16 protein-coding genes are annotated in these 21121 nt (G+C 40.3%); 12 read left to right on the forward strand and 4 right to left on the reverse strand.

The features are described from left to right. Window positions 1-44: 44 nt before the first annotated feature. Window positions 45-1073 (reverse strand): LacI family DNA-binding transcriptional regulator, encoded by a 1029-nt coding sequence (locus DSM02_RS00400; RefSeq protein WP_128763793.1) that lies wholly within the window; start codon window positions 1071-1073, stop codon window positions 45-47. 249 nt (window positions 1074-1322) lie between these two features. On the opposite strand from DSM02_RS00400, the gene DSM02_RS00405 reads away from it, so the two are divergent. The 12 genes from DSM02_RS00405 (at window position 1323) to DSM02_RS00460 (ending at window position 19293) form a co-directional block, all read left to right on the forward strand. Then, window positions 1323-4424: a SusC/RagA family TonB-linked outer membrane protein gene (locus DSM02_RS00405; protein ID WP_128763794.1), complete on the forward strand. Its 3102-nt coding sequence runs from the start codon at window positions 1323-1325 to the stop codon at window positions 4422-4424. Window positions 4425-4441: 17 nt separating this feature from the next. Further along, entirely contained in the window at window positions 4442-5803 is a 1362-nt protein-coding gene (locus DSM02_RS00410) for a RagB/SusD family nutrient uptake outer membrane protein (protein WP_128763795.1), read from the forward strand. A gap of 43 nt (window positions 5804-5846) precedes the next feature. Continuing rightward, the gene (locus tag DSM02_RS00415; RefSeq protein WP_205875033.1) at window positions 5847-7283 is read left to right on the forward strand and encodes a CBM96 family carbohydrate-binding protein; all 1437 of its coding nucleotides are present in this window, start codon (window positions 5847-5849) and stop codon (window positions 7281-7283) included. 14 nt (window positions 7284-7297) lie between these two features. Then, window positions 7298-8062: a glycoside hydrolase family 16 protein gene (locus DSM02_RS00420; protein WP_128763796.1), complete on the forward strand. Its 765-nt coding sequence runs from the start codon at window positions 7298-7300 to the stop codon at window positions 8060-8062. A gap of 62 nt (window positions 8063-8124) precedes the next feature. Further along, a complete protein-coding gene (locus DSM02_RS00425; protein WP_128763797.1) occupies window positions 8125-8901 on the forward strand; it encodes a 6-phosphogluconolactonase in 777 nt (258 codons plus the stop codon). A gap of 12 nt (window positions 8902-8913) precedes the next feature. Continuing rightward, entirely contained in the window at window positions 8914-10464 is a 1551-nt protein-coding gene (locus DSM02_RS00430) for a family 20 glycosylhydrolase (RefSeq protein WP_128763798.1), read from the forward strand. 34 nt (window positions 10465-10498) lie between these two features. Further along, the gene (locus tag DSM02_RS00435) at window positions 10499-11971 is read left to right on the forward strand and encodes a sodium:solute symporter family protein (protein ID WP_128763799.1); all 1473 of its coding nucleotides are present in this window, start codon (window positions 10499-10501) and stop codon (window positions 11969-11971) included. A gap of 12 nt (window positions 11972-11983) precedes the next feature. Further along, window positions 11984-13132 (forward strand): N-acetylglucosamine-6-phosphate deacetylase, encoded by a 1149-nt coding sequence (locus DSM02_RS00440; protein WP_128763800.1) that lies wholly within the window; start codon window positions 11984-11986, stop codon window positions 13130-13132. Between the two features lie 11 nt (window positions 13133-13143). Beyond that, window positions 13144-14784 (forward strand): beta-N-acetylhexosaminidase, encoded by a 1641-nt coding sequence (locus DSM02_RS00445; RefSeq protein ID WP_205875034.1) that lies wholly within the window; start codon window positions 13144-13146, stop codon window positions 14782-14784. A gap of 36 nt (window positions 14785-14820) precedes the next feature. Continuing rightward, window positions 14821-16752, forward strand: coding sequence for a glucosamine-6-phosphate deaminase (gene nagB, locus DSM02_RS00450; RefSeq protein ID WP_128763802.1), 1932 nt, complete (start codon window positions 14821-14823; stop codon window positions 16750-16752). Between the two features lie 58 nt (window positions 16753-16810). After that, window positions 16811-18631 (forward strand): sodium:solute symporter family protein, encoded by a 1821-nt coding sequence (locus DSM02_RS00455; protein WP_128763803.1) that lies wholly within the window; start codon window positions 16811-16813, stop codon window positions 18629-18631. Between the two features lie 32 nt (window positions 18632-18663). Continuing rightward, window positions 18664-19293, forward strand: coding sequence for a copper homeostasis protein CutC (locus tag DSM02_RS00460; RefSeq protein ID WP_128763804.1), 630 nt, complete (start codon window positions 18664-18666; stop codon window positions 19291-19293). 350 nt (window positions 19294-19643) lie between these two features. On the opposite strand, the gene DSM02_RS00465 is transcribed toward DSM02_RS00460, so the two are convergent. From DSM02_RS00465 to mbpA, 3 genes are read right to left on the reverse strand one after another with little or no spacing between them, the layout of a single operon-like run. Beyond that, the gene (locus DSM02_RS00465; RefSeq protein WP_128763805.1) at window positions 19644-19958 is read right to left on the reverse strand and encodes a DUF6730 family protein; all 315 of its coding nucleotides are present in this window, start codon (window positions 19956-19958) and stop codon (window positions 19644-19646) included. Continuing rightward, window positions 19955-20779, reverse strand: coding sequence for a relaxase/mobilization nuclease domain-containing protein (locus DSM02_RS00470; protein WP_128763806.1), 825 nt, complete (start codon window positions 20777-20779; stop codon window positions 19955-19957). The genes DSM02_RS00465 and DSM02_RS00470 overlap by 4 nt, the downstream gene beginning before the upstream one ends. Then, the gene (gene mbpA, locus DSM02_RS00475) at window positions 20776-21072 is read right to left on the reverse strand and encodes a mobilization protein MbpA (RefSeq protein WP_128763807.1); all 297 of its coding nucleotides are present in this window, start codon (window positions 21070-21072) and stop codon (window positions 20776-20778) included. The genes DSM02_RS00470 and mbpA overlap by 4 nt, the downstream gene beginning before the upstream one ends. Between the last annotated feature and the right edge of the window lie 49 nt (window positions 21073-21121).

Raw genomic sequence — 21121 nt, forward strand, 5'->3', positions numbered from 1 at the left:
AAAAAGGGATACCGAATTGGTGATGCGTTAACAAAATTTAACTTTTAACAATTTTTCAGTGAAGATTCTCTAACGATGAGCTCAGTTTTAAGAGATATAGTTTCAGACTTAATAGATTCTTCTTCATCTTCAATAAGACGAATAGAAAGTTTTGCTGCTTCGGCACCCATTTCATACGCGCGGTCATTTATTGTTGTGATGTGGGGTTCTATAACTCGCGAAATTGGATAATTACTAAATCCTACGATAGCCGTTTCATCCGGAATTTTAACACCTGCTTTCATAAATACCTGTAATGCGCTTACCGCTGTATAATCGTTAGCACAAAATATCCCGTCCGGTAAATCAGTCTGCTTTAAAAACCGGCTAGCTTGTATGATCCCTTCCTCGTAACTTAAGTTATGGGTCTGACCTACTAAATTGGCATCGAAATTCAGTTTATATTTTTTTAATGCTGCTTTATAACCTTCAAAGCGTGACTTAAATATTGCAGTTGATTGGTTACCGGCAATATGAGCAATACGCTTACAGCCTTTAGTAATTAAATGCTCGGTTGCCGTAAAGGCCGATTCAAAATCATTGATGACAATGCTGTTTACATCAAGGCCTGTAGGAACCCGGTCATAAAAGACCAGAGGAATTCCCAGACGTTTGAATTTTTTAAAGTGATCGTACTTATCGGTTTCAATAGATAAACAGACAATTACCCCTTCAACCATTTTATTCTGAAGGATTTTTGTGATTTCCTGTTCCCGTTTTAATAAATCTTTAGACTGAAAAATGGTCACATTATAACCTTCTTTGTATGCAAAATCCTCAATCCCACTTATAACCAGTGAATGGAAATAGATGTCTATTCGGGGAACAATTATACCTATTGAACGGGTCTTTTTCTTTCTGAAACTCGAAGCAATGGAGTTAGGTATAAAGCCTAATTCTTCGGCCTTTTGTTGGACTAATTTAGTGGTTGTTTCACTTATTCCAGGGTGATTTCCCAAAGCTCTTGAAATGGTAGAAGCCGATAGATTTAGTTCTTTAGCTAAATCCTTAAGAGTAGTCCTTGATTTTTTCATAAAGGAGTAACAAACGTTTGCGTAAATATACATAAATACATATAATAACGATTTGAATATTAAATTATATTAAAGTTGTTATATGTGTTTATAATGCGATATGCGCAGTATTTAAACGTTTTTGTAAACTATTTTTCATAAAAAATGCTAAAATAATCAGTGCAAACGTTTGCATAATGTAAAACTTAAGTTTACATTTGGAGCAATCAATTGCTTTTTAACAGTCTAATCGATCAACGAATCTTAATTATGAACGAAAAAAACAAACTCCATCTCCTGAGGTTTAAAAGAAGCGAAAATTCCGTTTCACGGCTGGTTTCTACTACAGTGCTTTTCTTTTTTATTTCAGTCCTGACTTATGCTCAGGAAACAACGATTTCAGGAACTGTAACCCATGCCGGCACCGGAGAGCCTCTTATAGGTGTTAACGTCATACTGAAAGGAACTTCAAAGGGTGTTTCTACAGATCTTGATGGTAACTACACCATTACGTTACTACCTGCAGATGCTGTTTTGAGTTTTACCTTTTTGGGTTTTGAGTCCAAAGAGGTTATGGTAAACGCACATACTTCAATTGATGTAGCACTCACTCCGGTTACCAGTGAACTTGATGAGCTGGTAATTGTGGGTTATGGTAAAAAGAAGAAACGTAATTTGACCGGTTCCATCGCTTCTGTGGGAAGTGAGGAGATTGAAAAAACCAACCAGCAAGACGCGGTTTCCATCTTACAGGGTAGAGCTGCCGGAGTACAGGTGACTTCAAACTCTGGTGCTCCGGGAGGTGCTATGACCATCAGGGTAAGGGGTAATTCTTCCTTAAACTCGGGTAACGACCCTCTGTATGTGGTAGACGGTGTCCCTATAGAGTCTAATAGTTTATCGTCGCTCAACGGAACTGAAAATTTTGGATTAAATCCCCTTGCAGATATTAATCCGGGAGATATAGAATCTATTGAGGTATTGAAGGATGCCGCTTCTACTGCTATTTACGGTTCACGTGCAGCAAATGGTGTTGTTATGATAACGACAAAAAGAGGTAAAGAAGGTAAGGCGCAAATCAATTTAAACATATTTACCGGAGTAAGTGAAATCACGCGGAAATTGAGTGTATTAAATGCAAGTCAGTACAGGGCGGTGATACTCGATTCGTATCGCAATATGGAGAATCCCACTGAACCTACTTTTGCTGTTATTGATTCGTTGAGTCCCAGAAATAATGGAGATGTAGATTGGCAAGAAGAACTTCTGCGCATTGCGCCCCAATATAAAATTGACCTTTCGGTACGCGGTGGCTCAGAAAATGTAAAATACTCTTGGAGTTCATCGTTTCTCAATCAGGACGGGATTATTATAAACAACAATTACAAGCGGGTAACCTCGCGATTAAATGTCGATTTTAATGCGTCCGACAAATTAAAGTTTGGTCAGAGTATATCGTATACCAATGCTATCAATAACAGAATCAATGCCGGAGGATCGGGGAACTTAAGTGTGGTGCGTGAATTATTGATACGACCACCTTCCTACGCTATGTACCTGCCTGATGGATCTTTAAACGGATATCAGTTTGGAAAGCGAAATCCGGTAGGTCTGGCTGAATTGGCAACACATCTTAATAAAACAAACCGAATCATAGGTAATGAATATGCTGAATATGAGTTTACCGATGCGCTAAAATTGAGAAGTAATGTAAATCTTGATTTTGTCTCTATGAAAGAAGATGAGTTTATACCATCAGTACTTGATTACAGACCGGGTTATAATACCGGGGCGGTTCGCTCATTGACTAACCTGACCTGGGGTAATGAAACCTATTTGACCTATAATAAAGAGTTTAATGAGGTTCATAATTTTTCGGGACTACTCGGTTTTAGTTTTCAAAACTGGAAATACGAACAAACTGGTCTGGATGGCATGTTTTTCCCCAGCGACAACATAAGAACGCTAAATGGGGCGGGAACGATTTCCGGTCAGGAAGTAAACATCATTACAGAGCATTCCATGCTTTCGTATTTTGGACGACTGTCTTATGATTACAAAGGCAAATATTTAGCTGAAGTAAATCTGAGAGCCGATGGCTCTTCCCGTTTTGGGGCAGATAACCGATTTGGATACTTCCCTTCAGCCTCACTGGGATGGCGTTTTTCTGACGAAGCCTTTCTTAAGGATAATACGGTAATTACCGATGGTAAATTCCGATTTAGTGCCGGTCAAACCGGTAATGAAGCCATAGGGAATTATACTTCGCAAGGTGAGTTTGCAGTAGGTGTTAATTATCTGGATTACTCAGGGGCTGCTCCAACGGTAATGCCTAATGCAGGCTTAACTTGGGAAACAACCACGCAGTACGATGCAGGTTTAGATCTTTCCTTTTGGAAAAACAGAGTCATGTTAACTGCCGATTATTACGTGAAACTCACGGAAGATTTACTGTACAATGTGCCAATACCCCGAACAACCGGTTTTTCATTCATCACTCAAAACATTGGAAGCATAGAGAATAAGGGGATTGAGTTTACCCTTACAACGCGCAATCTGGTAGGAGATTTTAAATGGGATACCAACTTCAATATCAGTTCAAACCGCAATAAGGTTACAGACCTCCCTGATGAGCTTTTAACCAATGGGTTTATCCAGAATGGGAATTACCATATTCTAAGAGAGGGTTTGCCTATAGGTACGTTTTACGGTTACCAGTTTAACGGGGTTTATTCCAGAGATGAAGACAATGTAAATGGGGTGACTAACGGCTCACAAGGTGCTGTCTTTAAAGGAGGAGATCCTATCTGGGAAGATGTAAATGGCGATAACATCATTGATACCGATGACCGTCAAATTATAGGAGATGCAACACCTGATTTTTATGGAGGTATTACCAATAATATTTCCTATAAGAATTTAAGTTTAAGTGTATTCTTCCAGTTTTCTTATGGTAATGACATCTATAGTGAAATCAATCACCAACGTAACTCAGTGGTTCGCTACAATAACCTTTCAACTCTTGCACTTGACAGATGGAGAGAGCAGGGTGACGTTACCAATTTCCCGAGACCAATACAGGATGATCCCTTACAAAGTGATAGCCGTATTCAAAGCCGTTGGGTAGAAGACGGCTCTTACATTAAATTGAAGAACGTAAACCTGAACTACAGTTTTCCACAGGCTTTGATAGGTCGTTTCGGTTTCTCTAAACTAGATGCTTATGTAACTGCTACAAATCTTATCACCTGGACCAAATACACCGGTTTTGATCCGGATGTCAATTCTTATAGTGGTTTGCGTGCCGGGGTTGATGAGGGGGCATATCCTCAAAGTCGTACGGTTATTTTAGGTTTGAATTTTGGATTTTAAGACAAAAAAATAAAGAGATGAAAAATATAGAAAAGTTTATACTGGCCGTTGTATTCTTAGGCACTGTATCGTGCTCTCAGGATATTTTAGATAAAGAACCCAAAAGCAGTTTTTCTGCACAGGGGTTTTATAAAACAACAAGTGATGCACAGGCTGGCGTGTATGGCATATATGCTTCTTTACAATCCAATTATCGCATCAACTTTGCGTATTGGGGAGAAGGAAGAGCAGATGCTGTGGCAACCAATCATTCAGGTGATCCTTCGTTATTAGCACAAAACACGCTCAATCAAACGATGAGTTCTGCACAATGGAATTCCTTGTACCAAACCATCAGTCGCGCAAATTATGCGATAAAATATGTTCCTGAAGTATCTCAGGGGGAATTGGGTTTGCGACTGGTAGGTGAAGCCCGCGCATTAAGAGCGTTATCCTATTTTTATGCGGTGCGCGTTTGGGGAGATGTGCCTTTGATAATAGAACCTTTTGAAAGTGCAGAACAGGATCTCTTTGTTGAACGTACCGATAAAGAACTTGTTTTAGATCAAATTGTAGAGGATCTTAAATTTGCAGCCGAAAATTGCAATACCAATTTTGGGGGAGAACGGGATCGTGTTTTAATAACGCAGGGCGGAGCCAATGCATTGCTTACCCAGGTGTATATGTGGAGAAAAGATTATCAAAACGCAGCCTTAACTGCAGATTTGGTTTTGGATAACTCCCTGTACTCACTGGTGAGTATGGCAGACTGGTCTAATATTTTTACCACCGGTTTCTCAAATGAAAGTATTTTTGAGGTGGGGTATAATGACGTTCAAACAAACGCTTTGCGTGTGTTGTACGCTTTAGGATCAGATAGTGATTACTTTCCCAGTGAACAATTTAGAAACTCCTTTGAAGACGGTGATTTAAGACAAACCAAGATTTACGACACCACTGCTGCTCAACCCCGTAAAATCTGGAAATACTTTGGTGAAGGTTTTAATGATGAGAGTCCGGATCCTTCTTCAAACAATATTGTTTTAGTGCGCCTTGCCGATATTATATTATTAAAAGCTGAAGCTCTAAATGAATTGGGGCAAACAGATGAGGCACTTGACCTTTTAAACAGAATTAGAACAAGAGCCGGTCTTCCAGATTTGGATGAGGCTGATGCTATTGCCGCCTATGGGGATGTGCAATCTGCAATACTACACGAGCGCTCTATTGAACTCAGTTATGAAGGGCATCGCTGGTTTGACCTGTTAAGAACCGATAAGGCGATTGAAGTGATGCAGCCTATAAACGGGTTGAGTGATGCGGCAAATTTGGTCTGGCCTATACACGAAGACGCCTTAAATAGAAATCCTAATCTTGATCAAAACTCATTTTACCAATAAGTAGATGAGCGTTGTTCGGCAATGTTTAATTAATAAAATTAAGATGATGAAGAATTTAAAAACTGGTTATTTCTTGCTAATTGGGATTTTTAGTGTTCTGATTACGAGTTGTGAAATTCAGGAGAATTTTGAATATCCATACTCGGGTTCAACAGGTAATCTGGGTGTAAATGCTTGGGAGTTTATACAGGCTAACGATTCGCTTGTTTTGCTCGAAGCAGCAATTGAACGTGTAGGCCTGGAATCCAGTTATTCCTCAATGGATGCTAAAACGTTTATAGCTCCAACAAACAGTGCCTTTGAGAGCTATTTGGCAACAAACTCATACACTTCCTTAGAAGATGTGCCCTTGCCTATACTTAAAAATACCCTTAACTATCATATAGTTAATGAGGTAGTTTTATTTACAGACCCGGAACTTGCAGACAGCAATAACCCCATTGCGTATGATACCGAAAATGGTCAGATTATGTTTCTGTCTCACAATACTAATTATCAAGGCATTGTAAATCAGGGAACCAGCATGCAATGGACGATTTTAACTTCAAATCTGGTGCCTACTAATGGCGCGATTCACGTAGTTCCTTCCATAGTATTTTATTCTGCTCCCGCTGCAGACTTGAATGTTCCGGACCCATCAGTTAAGACAGATACTATTTATCCTAAGCACGATACTTATATAAACGGGGGTTCAAGTTCTGGTGTTAATTACGGAAGGGATATCCTTATGAAGGTTAAGAACGTTACCGGTAATGGAGATTTTGACCGTAAGGCTTATATGATGTTTGATTTGAATGAGTTTGATACCGAAGGCGTAATTACAGATGTTAGACTAGACATGGCAGTGAAGTTTACTGCGGCAAAGGGGGTTAGCATGAATCTTTTTGCGGTAAATGATACCCTATGGAATGAGTCAAGTTTAACTTTTGACAATGCGACTCTACCTACAGGCGACCCTGTTACCAGTATAACAACAACTAAAATCAGCACATTCGCTTTTGACGTGACTGACTTTTTCAACAGTTTACCTAAGCGCCAAAGTGTTTCATTTGTTTTGGATGGTCAGCCGGGAAGTGACGAAACTGATGAGTTTGCTACAAAAGAAAATACAAGCTTAAATGCACCCATGCTCATTGCAACCATTGCTTCGGGTAACAACGTTTTAAACCTTGAGACCAATACGGGTTTTACAGTTGCCAGCGGAGAGACTTTTGTACTTAACAGTGAGGTTCTCGAGGTTACGGGTGCTTCAGCAGCAGATATTATATTCACCTTAGAACAGGGCCCTCAAAACGGCTGGCTTATTAGGGGAGCAGATATCTTAAAAACAGGCGATCGTCTTACCCAGCAGGATGTAAATGCTAAAAATTTAGTTTACATCAGTAATGGTACGGGTACTGAAGATAGTCTGGTGCTATCGGCAAGAGACCGCGCAGGATCAAGCTTAGACAGCTTCAGTGTAGATATAACCATTCAATAGTAAAACAGCATAAGATGGATTTAAATTTTGGTATTAAACATACCGTAATAGGTTATGTACTGATGTTATTTGTACTCCTATTCAGTTCTTGCGCAAGCTCTCAGGAGAATGAAGAACTGCCTGTAGTAAACTCAACCCGTATTATCAATTTCTCTGGTTATGAATGGATAGTACGTACTAGTGATGAAGGAAAACAAGGCCCCGGACCCAACTATTTTTCAGATTCTGAAGAAAACGTTTGGGTAGATGCTGAAGGCCGATTGCATCTTAAGGTTGTAGAACGTGATGGTAACTGGTATTGTTCCGGAGTGATTCTGAAACAATCCTATGGTTTTAAAAAATATGTTTTCTACGTAGGAAGCCGGGTAGATAATCTGGATGAAAATATTGTAGGTGGACTTTTTACCCATATTACAGATGATGAAGAAATAGATATTGAATTTTCACGCTGGTCTGATCCCGATAATCAGAATTCGCAGTTTGCTGTTCAACCTTCTTCTAAAGCAGGAAACAAAAAGCGGTACGATTTAGATTTAAAATTTACTAAATCCACGCATTTCTTTGACTGGAAACCTGAACGTATTGAGTTCGCCAGTTATCAGGGGCATAACCTAACTCCTGAAGCGGATGCGATCGTCGATACCTGGACCTATACCGGCGAAAGCATACCACCTCATACAGCAGAACGCGTAAAAATCAACCTGTGGCTCTTTAGAGGCGCAAGTCCTGCAAACGGTACAGGAGGTGAAATGATTATTGATCGTTTTGAAATGTATTAAGTCAAAAAAATAAATTATTCCAACTCAGTGAATTCCTATTCGCTGCTCTAAAAAAAAACTAAATGCTAGAATCTCGCGAAGATATAAATGTCCTTTCAACAGGAGAACTAACCGGCATCGCTGCAGGAAAAAAAATTGAAGCCTGTATTGTGAAGTTACAGGAAGAGAAAGAAACCATACGCATTGTTTTTGCTGCAGCTCCCTCGCAGGATGCCATGCTTGATTATCTATCAAAGTCAAAAATTATCAAATGGAACGCTATCATAGCTTTTAATATGGATGAATACATTGGCTTGCCTGAACATGCACCGCAATCTTTTGCCAATTATCTGGAGGAGAACCTTTATTCTAATATAAATCTAAAAGAAAAGCATACGATTAATCCCGGGTCTGATATTGATGCAGAATTGAATCGTTATGCCCACCTCATTAAGGAAGCGCCTATAGATATTGTGTGTCTGGGAATAGGGGAGAATGGCCATATCGCCTTCAACGATCCTCCTGTAGCAGATTTTGATGATTCACACGTAATAAAAGCAGTACATTTAGATAAGCCCTGTAGAATGCAGCAGGTTCACGATGGCTGCTTTGAGAAGCTGGAAGACGTTCCGGAAAGAGCATTAACCCTTACAATACCTACTCTGTTAAGCGGTACGTTTTTGTTTTGCGTAGTACTCGGAGCAAAAAAGAGTGCCGCTGTTAGAAATACATTTGCAGGGAAAATTACAACTGCCTGTCCTGCGTCAATACTTACCACGCACGAGCACTGTGAGTTTTTCTTTGATGAAGCAGCCTTTAAGGAGGCCAGAGCAATTAAAAGTAAAATCTTAAACGATTAAAGAATAGCATTTATGAGATTTCATTTTTTGTATAAAACCATTTTTTTACTCTACCTTTTAGTGGCAAGCTCATGTGGTGTACTCGCTCAGAACGAACAGCCGGATTTTAAAGTCAAAGGATTTCATCTTGATTTACGAATTCAGGTGATGACGCCTGCTGCTCTTAAAGCTTTTGCAAAAGAGCTTGCAGATTTAGGTATGAATACACTGGTGATGGAGTATGAGGCAACCTACCCGTTTAAAAAGCATGCCACTATTACAAATGAATACTCGTACACCCGGGAAGAAATTAAAGAGTTTATAGGCTATTGCAAGTCCATAGGAATCGAAGTTGTTCCGCTACAGCAGAGCTTAGGGCACTTAGAATACATTTTAAGAAACCCTAGATATAGTGAATTAAAAGAAGACCGGCAGGATATTTCGCAGGTGTGCCCTATGAAGATCGAGGAAAGTAAAGAGTTGTTTACCGAACTGTTTTCAGACCTGGCAGCGATGCACGACTCAGATTACATTCATATAGGGGGTGATGAAACACGACTTTTAGGCCATTGTCCCTTGTGTCAAAAGCGGGTAGAAGAAGTAGGGAAATCCAAGTTGTTTGTAGATTATATGTCTATGATCACTCAGATAGTTGTTGATCTGGGTAAAAAGCCGGTAATGTGGGCAGATATTATTCTAAAACATCCCGAAGCCGCTGAAGAATTACCCAAGGAAACCATTTTTGTAGATTGGAACTACGGCTGGAAAATCAATCATTTTGGTGATATACCGGCACTTCAGGATAAAGGCTTTTCCTTTTGGGGGTCTCCCGCCATTCGCAGTCACCCGGATAACTGGTATGTGACAGACTGGAAAACACATTTTAAAAACCAAAGAGATTTTATTCCGTATTCGCGTAATGCTGGGTACGAAGGTATGGTGATGACTTCGTGGTCTACCAGCGGCGTATACGGTTTTACCTGGGATGTAGATTATAGTGTGGTTGATATGGTGCAGCTAAGAAATACTTATCCGCTCTCCGGGTTTAGAATTTTAATCGCCAGCTATGCCGAAGCTTTAAAGACTAAAGACACGCTCGATACCGATAGATTTATTGAAAACTACGCCAAAACCCACTTTGGTTTGTCTACTGAAGATACCCGGCGGTTTGTAACTTTTTTGAACAGCAAGCCGGAGTTAATTGTAAACGGAAAGCCCAAAGAAAGTGAAAGTATAGCAGCGATGATTGAGTACTTTGATCCTATAAGGGATGAACTTCTTAAAGTTGAAGTAAAGAATCATAAGGACGAATTTGCCCATTTTAAGCTTATGGCAGACTTAAGGATGCATTACCTCAATTTTAAACAAATAGAAGCGGCTTATAATTCTGAAGAATACACCAGTGATCAGGCTCCGCAACTGTTAAATCAACTTGATGTATTGCTTGCGGAAGCTAATGATTTAAATGAACGTTTTTATAGCCTGAATAAAGACTTTTTGTACGATGCAGAATTGAAGGATCAAAATGCATTACGCTTACAACAAGTTGAGGTTTTATACGACCGCTTGTCAAAACTGAAATAGGAATTTAGTTACTAACAGACAGACCTTACTCTACATGGAATTACTAGACTGGATTGTATTATCGCTGTATTTTTTAATGCTGTTGGCAATAGGATTGTGGGCCTATTTCCGGGTTAAGAATTCTGAAGATTTTTATACAGCCGGCGGTAAATTGCCGTGGTGGCTGTCTGGTATTTCACATCATGTATCGGGGTACAGTGGTGCTGTGTTTGTGGCCTATGCAGGCATCGCATACACCCATGGGTTTACCCTGTATGTTTGGTGGGCTTTTACGGTAGGTATAGCAACAATGATTGCCGCGTTCTACATAGCACCCAGGTGGTCACGTTTGCGTATTTATGCAGGCATTCAATCTCCTACCGAATATTTGTTGTTACGCTATAATTTAACTACGCAGCAACTTATTGCGTGGACAGGTGCCATCATCAAAGTCTTTGATACCGGTGGAAAATTGGCTGCTATTGCTGTGCTTTTAAATGTGTTTAGTGGGACCTCCATAACTTTCGGGATTCTTCTGGTGGGTACCATTTCGTTGATTTATATAACCATTGGCGGTCTCTGGGCAGATGTATGGAATGACTTTGGTCAGTTTGTCGTGCAATTGCTGGCAGGCTTGACGATGTTTGTAATGATAGTTATCAAATTAGATGAGGGTTTTAAGGGCATTTTTACCATGTGGGAGCGCCTGCCTAAAGGGAATTCTGATTTCTTTAATGATCCCTATACCTTATCTTTTGCTTTGGTGATGCTGGTCATAAATTTCTTTAGTTACAGCGGCGGAACCTGGAATTTGGCCACTCGATTTATATCTTCTTCATCCGGGAAAACAGCAAAGAAGGCGGCGATTTTATCTTCGTGCCTGTATTTTATATGGCCCCTTATTTTATTATATCCCATGTTTGCCGCGCCATTGTTTTTTGAAAATCTTTCAGATCCTACCTTATCCTATGGTAAAATGGTCTTAGACTTTCTTCCACAAGGTCTGGTAGGGCTTGTTTTGGCTTCTCTGTTTGCCAATACACTTTCGATGACGGCTTCAGATTCCAATACCGTTTCGGCGGTGATAAGTAGGGATATTTTACCCAATCTCTTTCCGAAGATCAAAAGTTTTTCAAATAAAAAACTACTTCAACTCGCCCGCATAACTACACTCAGTTTTACCATACTCACCATAATTACAGCATTGAATGCTGGTGTTTTCGGTGGTGTTTTTGGCTTAATTATTTCTTGGTTTGCGGCATTATTAGGGCCAATTGCAATCCCGATGATTCTAGGACTTTTACCATTTTTTAAAAAGAGTGATGGTCGGGTTGCGATTATTTCTATAGTTGGTGGTTTGTGTTTTTTCGTTACACTCAAATTTTTTCCTGTAGATTCTTTTGCGCTTGAAGTTGGTGGTCCTACGTTGGTATCATTTATTTTATATAGTATTCTCGGTTTTTTCAACAAACGGGAAGTACCGGAACGTATTAACACATTGCATCTCAACCTTGATACTAATCATTAAAACCCAAACAAGATGTCTGGCATCTTAACAGGAATACATTACAAGACCGAACAACCTATTACGCTGGAAATCAAATCTGGTCTGATAGAAAAAATAAGCGCTGCTTCAGATTTTAAGCCGAATCGCTTCATAGCACCCGGTCTGGTAGATTTACAAATCAACGGTTTTAAAGGAGTTGACTTTAATGAATCAGGCCTGAATGAAGACAAGGTTTTAGAAATAACTCAGGAATTATTTAAAGAAGGAGTTACCGGTTATTTCCCCACACTAATTACCAATAGCGCTGAAGCAATCAGCAATACGCTTAAAATTCTTTTACAAAGCTGTACCGAATGTCAAATCATTAACGAAAGCCTACTTGGGATCCATCTGGAAGGTCCTTTTTTATCTGCTGAAGATGGTCCGCGGGGAGCACATCCTTTACAATACATACAAAACCCGGATTGGGAGCTTTTTTGCAAATGGCAGGAAATCTCACAGGGAAAAATACGAATCATTACATTGGCTCCAGAGTTGCCCGGGGCAATTTCATTCATCAAAAAGTGTGTCGCTGCAGGGGTGACGGTAGCGATAGGACATACCGCAGCAAGTCCAGAACAAATTCAGGAGGCTGTAAAAGCCGGGGCTCGCTTTTCAACGCATCTGGGTAATGCATCGCATTTGGTTTTGCCTAGGCATTCCAATTATATCTGGGAGCAATTGGCTTCAGAAGACTTATGGGCCACCTTAATCGCAGACGGTTTTCATTTGCCGGAATCCTTGCTTTCCGTGCTTTTGAAAGTGAAACAAAACAAAAGTATTCTGGTAAGTGACGCGACAAAATTCGCCGGTTTACCACCGGGTTCCTATCAAAGTCATATAGGTGGTTCGGTAGAATTAGCTGAAAATGGCCGGCTTTCTATGAAAGGCAGTCCTAAAATGCTTGCCGGTTCTGCCCGCTCACTATTGGATTGTGTTGATCATTTAATCAGTACAAAATTAGAAACCACCGTAAGCGTTTTTGATATGGCTTCTTTAAGACCCAATGAACTTTTAGATAACACTAAACGCTGTGGGTTGAAAGAAGGAAACATAGCAGATCTTATCGTGTTTGAAAGAAATTCAGGCATAACAAAAATTATACAAACCGTTAAATTCGGGGAAGTTGTTTATTCCCTTTAATGAACCTAATTATGAAACTACTCACAGCTTTTAACTATAAAAAATCACATTTATTAATCCTTCTCCTTTTCTCCTTATTACTGTTCCACAAGCAGGCCTTGATTGCTCAAGATCAGGTACAAATCATACCCCAGCCGTCATCAATCAGTTATGGCAATGGCAGCTATGAATTAGGCGATAAGGTAAATATTCAAGCTTCAGAAGATCTTGAGAATGAAGTACAATTTCTTTCCGCTTTGCTCGAAAAAGGATTCACCAAAACACCTAAACTATCTAAAAAGAAAAAAGGGATTGTTCTAACCTTAGATAAAGCCTTAAAAAATGAATTGGGAGAGGAAGGCTATACGCTTTCTGTTAAGAAAAAAGGGATTTTTATAACAGCTTCTACCGCTACTGGTGTTTTTTACGGTCTACAGTCTTTTAGACAATTACTTCCGGTAGATTTTGAGTTTCATAAACAGGAGAAGGCTATTGAAATTCCATTTGTTGAAATTACCGATAAACCCCGTTTTCCTTGGCGTGCTTTTATGTTGGATGTATCCCGACATTTTCAGGGAAAAGAAGTGGTTAAGAATATTCTTGACCAAATGGCGATGCTTAAAATGAACACCTTTCACTGGCACTTAACAGACGATCAGGGCTGGCGTATTGAGATTAAAAAATATCCCAGATTAACCGAAATTGGATCTAAACGAAAGGACACTCAACTAAGTAGAAAAAGTGAAGAACGCGTAGGAAAACCGCACGAAGGATTTTATACGCAAAGCGAAATTAAAGAGATTTTAGCATACGCCGAAAGTAAGCACATTACTGTTGTACCCGAGATTGAGATGCCAGGTCACGCAACTGCAGCAATTGCCGCCTATTCCTGGTTGAGTTCTATGGGTTTGCCACAGGAAGTGTCTGTAACCTTTGGTAAACTGGACGATTCATTTAATATAGCAGATCCTGAAGTAGTAAGCTTCTTAACCGATGTGTTGGACGAAGTAATCAATTTGTTTCCGGGTCAGGTTATTCACATAGGTGGGGATGAAGTGAATTTTAAACCCTGGGAAGATTCAAAAATTGCTCAGAATTTTATGCAGAAAAAGGGTTTGGAAACACCAATTGATTTACAGGTTTATTTTACTAACCAGATTTCGAATTACATAGACAGCAGGGGTAAACGTATGATGGGATGGAATGAAATTATGGGAACAGACATTCACGAAGATAATGGTGAAACTAAAGCCGAAGCTAAACAGAAGCTTGCAAATTCTGCCATTGTTCATTTCTGGAAAGGTGATCTAAAACTGATTAACGAAGCAGTAGCGGAAGGTTATGATGTGGTAAATTCCAATCATTGGGATACCTATTTAGACTATACCTACGAGCGTACCCCCTTATCAAAATCTTATGCCTTTAATCCCATTCCGGAAGGTTTAAATGAAGAATACCATTCAAAGATTCTCGGCACAGGAGCGCAAATGTGGAGCGAGTGGATTCCCACGGTTGCCAGTATGCAACAGCAGGTGTTTCCGCGTCTGGCGGCTTATGCAGAAGTGGGTTGGACCGCCCTGGAAAACAAAGATTTTCAACGATTTGAAGAAACGATGCAATTAATAAAACAACGCTGGGAATTTATGGGTATTCGTTTTTACAATGGAAATTAAAGATTGAGCAACTCTTACAGCTAATAAAAAATAAATATGCAAGTAAAAATTAAAAGTTCAAATCTCATTGGTTACGAGCCGGCAGGTAAATTTGAAGAGACCCGCTTTGAGAAGATACACAACATCAGTTTTGAACAATCAACACAGGCTTCGGCTATTGTAGCTCAGGAGATCGCCGATTTGATCCGCAGTAAAGAGGCTGCAGGAGAAAAGTGCGTGCTGGGACTGGCAACGGGTTCTTCCCCCATTAATGTATATGCAGAACTGGTACGTATGCATAAGGAAGAAGGATTAAGTTTTAAAAATGTGATCACCTTCAATCTGGATGAATACTGGCCGATGGAAAAATCAGACGTGCAGAGTTACCATTACTTTATGCACGAGCATTTATTCAACCACGTAGATATTCCGGCAGATCAGGTAAACATACCTGATGGAACTGTAGCTCAGGAAGAAATCAAGCCGTTTTGTATCGCTTACGAAGCCAAAATTAAAGCAGCCGGCGGATTGGATTTTCAGTTGTTGGGAATCGGTCGTACCGGACACATCGGTTTTAATGAACCGGGTTCACACTTCAATTCCGGTACCCGTATGATTACTCTGGATTACCTGACCCGCGCCGATGCAGCGGGATCATTTAGAGGGCTCTCTAATGTGCCTAAAAAGGCAATCACGATGGGGATCAATACGGTGTTGAACGCCAACCGCATTGTGCTTTTAGGATGGGGTCAAAACAAAGCCGAAATTTTAAAAGAGACTATTGAAGGAGAGATATCTTCAATAGTTCCTGCAACTTATTTACAGGAGCATGAGAATACCACCTTTGTACTTGACGATGCAGCCGCATCTGAGCTTACACGTGTTAAAACACCCTGGCTGGTAGGTACTTGTGACTGGACCAAAGAATTGACTGCAAAGGCTGTTTTCTGGTTGTGCGAAAAGACCGGTAAGACCATTTTAAGCCTTACCGATAAAGATTATAATGACCACGGAATGTCTGACCTGCTTGCCTTGCAAGGTTCAGCTTACAATCTCAATATTGAGATGTTCAACAAATTGCAGCATACCATCACCGGATGGCCGGGAGGTAAACCCGGTGCTGATGATACCAACAGACCCGAGCGTGCAGAACCTGCTAAAAAGCGGGTGATTATCTTCAGTCCGCATCCCGATGATGATGTGATCTCTATGGGAGGTACCTTTGATCGACTTGTGGAACAAGGGCACGAAGTGCACATTGCTTATCAAACTTCAGGAAACATAGCTGTAAGCGACACCGAAGCCTTAAAGTTCGCTGAAGTTTCCGCATTAATGGGTAATAACGACTGCGAGCGCTTCAGTAAAATCGCCGAACAGATCAAGAACAAACAACGCAACGAGGTTGATCCGCTTGAAGTACGCCAGCTAAAAGGATTGATCAGACGCTGCGAATCTTTGGGTGCCACCCGTTTTGAAGGCGTTCCTGATGAGCAGGTACACTTTTTAGACCTTCCGTTTTACGAAACCGGAGGGATCAAGAAAAACCCGATGTCTCAGGAAGATGTAGCGATTGTAAACGAACTTATTTCGACCGTAAAACCGCATCAGATTTACGCTGCCGGGGATCTCGCCGATCCGCACGGAACCCACAAAGTATGCCTCAATATCATTTTTGAATCTCTGGCTCAACTTAAAAATGAGCCTTATATGAACGATTGCTGGGTATGGCTGTACCGCGGCGCGTGGCACGAGTTTGAGATGCACGAGATCGAAATGGCCGTGCCTATGAGTCCGGACCAGGTTTTAAAGAAACGCCAGGCTATTTTTTACCACCAGTCTCAAAAAGACGGGGTGATGTTTCAGGGAGAAGATTTGAGAGAATTCTGGGTGCGTGCCGAAGATCGAAACAAAGAAACTGCTCAAAAATATAGAGCTTTAGGTTTGGCAGAATATGCTGCGATGGAAGCTTTTATGCGCTATCATTTTTAAAAAGCATAGTTTCACAGGAATAGCAATCTCAATAAAACAGTAATAATTCAAAATACGTATGGTAGCTCTAGAAACACTTGATTATGCCATTATCATCGGCTTTTTTGCAATCACCTTGATCATTGGACTTTTGGTTGCAAAAAAATCGGGTAAGAGCTCCTCAGAATACTTTTTATCGGGCCGGAATATGCCTTGGTGGCTGTTAGGTATTTCGATGGTAGCTACCACCTTTTCTACTGATACTCCAAACCTGGTAACCGATATTGTACGGAATCAGGGCGTAAGCGGTAACTGGGTATGGTGGGCGTTTTTGATCACCGGTTTGCTTACCGTTTTTGTCTACGCTAAACTCTGGAGGAAGTCTGAGGTTAATACCGATATTGAATTTTACGAATTGCGTTATGGCGGAAAACCTGCGAAGTTTTTACGTGGTTTTCGGGCTGTATATCTGGGTGTGATCTTTAATGTGCTTGCGATGAGCGCGGTGACTTTGGCAGCGATCAAGATCGGGCAGATTATGCTGGGATTAACACCCCTGGAAACCATAGGTTATGCCGGATTGGTAACCGTGATATTCAGTACCATTGGTGGATTTAAAGGCGTGGTGTATACCGATTTTATACTGTTTTTTGCAGCAATGGCCGGGGGTATCGGTGCAGCGTATTATTGTGTCAACCTTCCGGAAGTAGGCGGTATGACCGGACTGATGAATAGTCCGCAGGTTATAGATAAAATCAATATTTTGCCTGATTTTGATGATACCAGTACGTTGATAACCCTGCTGATTATTCCGCTTGCGGTACAATGGTGGAGCGCCTGGTATCCGGGAGCTGAGCCGGGTGGCGGTGGATATATCGCACAGCGTATGCTGGCTGCCAAAGATGAGAATCACGCCATAGGCGCCACCTTTTTCTTTAACGCATTACATTACGCATTACGGCCGTGGCCGTGGATTTTAGTAGCCCTGGCTTCGCTGGTGGTTTACCCGGATATCGCCAGTATTCACGAAGCTTTTCCCAATATTGTAGAAAGTAAATTAGGAGATGATTTAGCCTATTCAGCAATGCTGACTAAGCTACCAACGGGACTTTTGGGTCTGGTTATGGCCTCGCTTATCGCAGCCTATATGTCTACAATTTCAACTCATTTAAACTGGGGATCTTCGTATGTGGTTAATGATTTTTATGCCCGTTATGTAAAGCCTAAAGCTTCGCAAAAAGAACTGGTTAATGTAGGACGAATTTCAACGGTACTGTTGATGGTTATAAGTTCTGCCTTGGCACTGGTGCTTACTAATGCTTATCAGTTATTCAATATTATTTTGATGTTTGGTGCAGGAACGGGGCTTATTTTTATTTTGCGTTGGTTCTGGTGGCGAATCAATGCCTGGAGCGAGATTTCTGCGATGTTCTCTTCGGGAATTATTTCAATACTGTTCAACTTTACTTCTTTAGGTGTCATTCTTTTCGGTACAGCAGAAGCAGATGGTGTGTTACCTAATTGGTCAACATATCCTGTGATTGTATTACTTACTTCTATTGTTTGGCTTTCGGTTACCTTTTTGACCAAACCTGAAAAAGACAAGACTTTATTTGATTTTTACAAGCAAACACAACCCGGTGGTCCCGGTTGGTCGCGCATTCATACAAAAGCGCGTGCTGCGGGAGCTGCTTTGGTAACAACCAATCAAAAATGGTCTGTGCCGGCAGGAATACTGGCTACCCTTGTAGGTTGTGTTACAATATATGGTGCACTGTTCAGCACCGGATACTGGATCTATGGTTATTATACCAAAGCCAGCATCCTAACGCTACTCACGCTGATTGCAACTGTAGTTCTGGTGAAACTATGGCAGCGAATTAAAACGAGAGTTTTTTAGAAGTAAATGAATATAATATGCAGAGCTTTTAAATGAATGCAATTATAAAAGAGGCGTGTGTAGAGTGTTTACAACAAGCTTTAAATGCAGAACGTCAGGGAGCGAACAGACTTGAACTGGTCACTTCGTATAGCGTTGGTGGTCTTACACCTGCAAAAGAACTGATAGAAGAGGTAGCTCAGGGTGTTTCTATACCAATACGGGTAATGATAAGACCACGCCCAGGAAATTTTTTGTACAATCAGGAGGAGCATATTCAAATGCTTAAAAGTATTGACATGTGTAAGAAACTTCCAGTTGAGGGTGTCGTTTTTGGAGTTTTAAAAGCTGATAATACCATGGATTTAAAAGCGATCTCAGAACTCTCGAAATATGCGTTTCCCTTAAAAGTTGTTATTCACAAAGCTATAGATCAAACACCAGATATTTTTGTTGCTCTTCATCAGCTTTTGAAAATTAATGAGATTACTACAATACTTACTTCCGGGGGAAAAGCCAATGCCGAAGCGGGTTCAGCTACTTTAAAAGAAATGATAGGTATTGCCGGAGCTAAAATTCAAATCATGGCACAAGGTGATATTTCACCATCTAATTTTGAGAAACTTCACAAAGAAATTTCCGCGACTGCGTACCACGGAAAGTATATCGTGGGGGAGGTTTAATAATATAAAAATTAATATGATTTTATAAGCGTGAGGCGTGGCTAATGACATATACTAAAAATCATATAATTTGCTATTACCGTTTTATTATAAAAGGATTTGATTAATTCAATACGGCAAAGAAAGAAAAAACTCTTTTTTGTGACAAACGCACTGCTTTGATTGGGATAAGCGTGTTTTTAGAAAATTAGAACTTTTAAATGGGTAATCCATTAATTTAAAATTCTATATCGATGGAATATTGATTCATTATTTTACCTAAGCTCCCCTAACCATTATTTTTTCTTTCGAAAAGGCCTTCACAAAATACAGGTTTTTTTGAAAGAAAAAATTAATTCTACTTTTTCCAATTAGCGCAGCAGGAGATAGATAATGGCGAGTGCTTGTGAAAGAAAAAGAAGCAGGGCTAAGATGACAAGCCAATTTGGGATCATTCGCGTATTCTTGATCTTCCTCAGTAGCTCCTTGCGATTTTCCTGCTGTGTGGTTTGATCCATCTCCAGCTTTCTAAGGTACGCATTGATCATCTTTTCAACTTGGTTGCTATCTGCTTTTATGGAGGTACTCTTAAGATTTTTTTCAATCCGTTCTAAGCGATTGACCTCTTGTTTGAACGAATGCAACTCTTCAACCAGTAGTTCTGATAGGTGTTCTAGTTTAGTCATATTCCAATTCCTTTATCGATTACAATTTTTAATAATTTTTGAGCAACAGCTTTAGCCAGGCTCGGTGCAATAGGAATGCTTCCTCCAGATAACACCACACGTTTGGCGTGCTTAATGGATTTAAGCAAATTACTAGCCGACATCGACCGATGCACTTCACTACCTTTTATGTTTTGACCTTTGTATTCAAAGCGAAAACCTTGAAGTTGTTTGGATTTATTGATTACGGGAACCACCGTGATATGCTGCTTTTGCATGCGATTGATGTATGTCTGAAGATCTTTAGTAGATCCTTGAATAGCCTGCTGATGCGCCTTGTGGATTTCACCACGCGTCTGTGCTAAGGCTTTATTTTTTTCAAGCTGAACGTCTTGTACGGTTTGGATGCCCATTTGCTTTGCAGTCCGCTCAGCAGCCCACTGACTTTGCTTTCCGATAAAACTATCCGTATAAGCCTTACCATTTAGATCGATACGATTCACATAGAGATGCACATGGGTATGTGCTTTGTCCCTATTTACATTCGCGACTGCCTGGCGCTCTTGTAATTTCATATGTTGAATAAAAGCTCTAGTGAGTTTCCCTAAATCCTCGGTGTTCATTTGAGCTCCATCGTTTACCGTTGGACTTAGAACAAAACTCAACGTATTGCGCTCACAATTTTGATTTAGCGCTTGCACGGCTTTAAATTCTTGGATGATTTCTTCTGCAGTATCGCCTACCACCAGATCGCTATATACCAGCTCAGCTCGTTTGTCTGGATCATTACCGTAACGTAATGCGCAAAGGGTACTGGATATAGAACTGCCTTTGCCAATCATTTGAGTATGGTTTTTAAATGTTTCTTGATTTCTTTAGCCACTAAAATCACTTCTTCACTGAGCTTTGGATTTCCTTTTTTGTACATATTCCCAATGCGTTTAAAATTGTTGTGATACTTCACCAACATTTTATAGGTATTGATATGTTCTTCATTCATCCGCTCGGTAATCTGTTGTTCCATTAAGCTGTTTCTGCAAAATGCACTTAAGGAAACACCTGCAGCTTTAGCTTTGACTTGCAGCAATTTTTTCTCATAAACGCTGCATCTGAATTTGATAAGTGCTCGTTTCATCGTATTTGTTTTTTTCTTTGCAACCATCGGACGCAAAGCAAGATTGTGC

The sequence above is a fragment of the Leeuwenhoekiella polynyae genome, from assembly GCF_004104075.1.
GTDB classification, from domain to species: domain Bacteria; phylum Bacteroidota; class Bacteroidia; order Flavobacteriales; family Flavobacteriaceae; genus Leeuwenhoekiella; species Leeuwenhoekiella polynyae.

What these genes read in the sequence shown, in the direction of transcription:
- DSM02_RS00400 (WP_128763793.1), bottom strand. Translation starts at nt 1,073, where the DNA reads ATGAAAAAATCAAGGACTACTCTTAAGGATTTAGCTAAAGAACTAAAT.
- DSM02_RS00405 (WP_128763794.1), top strand. Translation starts at nt 1,323, where the DNA reads ATGAACGAAAAAAACAAACTCCATCTCCTGAGGTTTAAAAGAAGCGAA.
- DSM02_RS00410 (WP_128763795.1), top strand. Translation starts at nt 4,442, where the DNA reads ATGAAAAATATAGAAAAGTTTATACTGGCCGTTGTATTCTTAGGCACT.
- DSM02_RS00415 (WP_205875033.1), top strand. Translation starts at nt 5,847, where the DNA reads ATGATGAAGAATTTAAAAACTGGTTATTTCTTGCTAATTGGGATTTTT.
- DSM02_RS00420 (WP_128763796.1), top strand. Translation starts at nt 7,298, where the DNA reads ATGGATTTAAATTTTGGTATTAAACATACCGTAATAGGTTATGTACTG.
- DSM02_RS00425 (WP_128763797.1), top strand. Translation starts at nt 8,125, where the DNA reads ATGCTAGAATCTCGCGAAGATATAAATGTCCTTTCAACAGGAGAACTA.
- DSM02_RS00430 (WP_128763798.1), top strand. Translation starts at nt 8,914, where the DNA reads ATGAGATTTCATTTTTTGTATAAAACCATTTTTTTACTCTACCTTTTA.
- DSM02_RS00435 (WP_128763799.1), top strand. Translation starts at nt 10,499, where the DNA reads ATGGAATTACTAGACTGGATTGTATTATCGCTGTATTTTTTAATGCTG.
- DSM02_RS00440 (WP_128763800.1), top strand. Translation starts at nt 11,984, where the DNA reads ATGTCTGGCATCTTAACAGGAATACATTACAAGACCGAACAACCTATT.
- DSM02_RS00445 (WP_205875034.1), top strand. Translation starts at nt 13,144, where the DNA reads ATGAAACTACTCACAGCTTTTAACTATAAAAAATCACATTTATTAATC.
- nagB (WP_128763802.1), top strand. Translation starts at nt 14,821, where the DNA reads ATGCAAGTAAAAATTAAAAGTTCAAATCTCATTGGTTACGAGCCGGCA.
- DSM02_RS00455 (WP_128763803.1), top strand. Translation starts at nt 16,811, where the DNA reads ATGGTAGCTCTAGAAACACTTGATTATGCCATTATCATCGGCTTTTTT.
- DSM02_RS00460 (WP_128763804.1), top strand. Translation starts at nt 18,664, where the DNA reads ATGAATGCAATTATAAAAGAGGCGTGTGTAGAGTGTTTACAACAAGCT.
- DSM02_RS00465 (WP_128763805.1), bottom strand. Translation starts at nt 19,958, where the DNA reads ATGACTAAACTAGAACACCTATCAGAACTACTGGTTGAAGAGTTGCAT.
- DSM02_RS00470 (WP_128763806.1), bottom strand. Translation starts at nt 20,779, where the DNA reads ATGATTGGCAAAGGCAGTTCTATATCCAGTACCCTTTGCGCATTACGT.
- mbpA (WP_128763807.1), bottom strand. Translation starts at nt 21,072, where the DNA reads ATGAAACGAGCACTTATCAAATTCAGATGCAGCGTTTATGAGAAAAAA.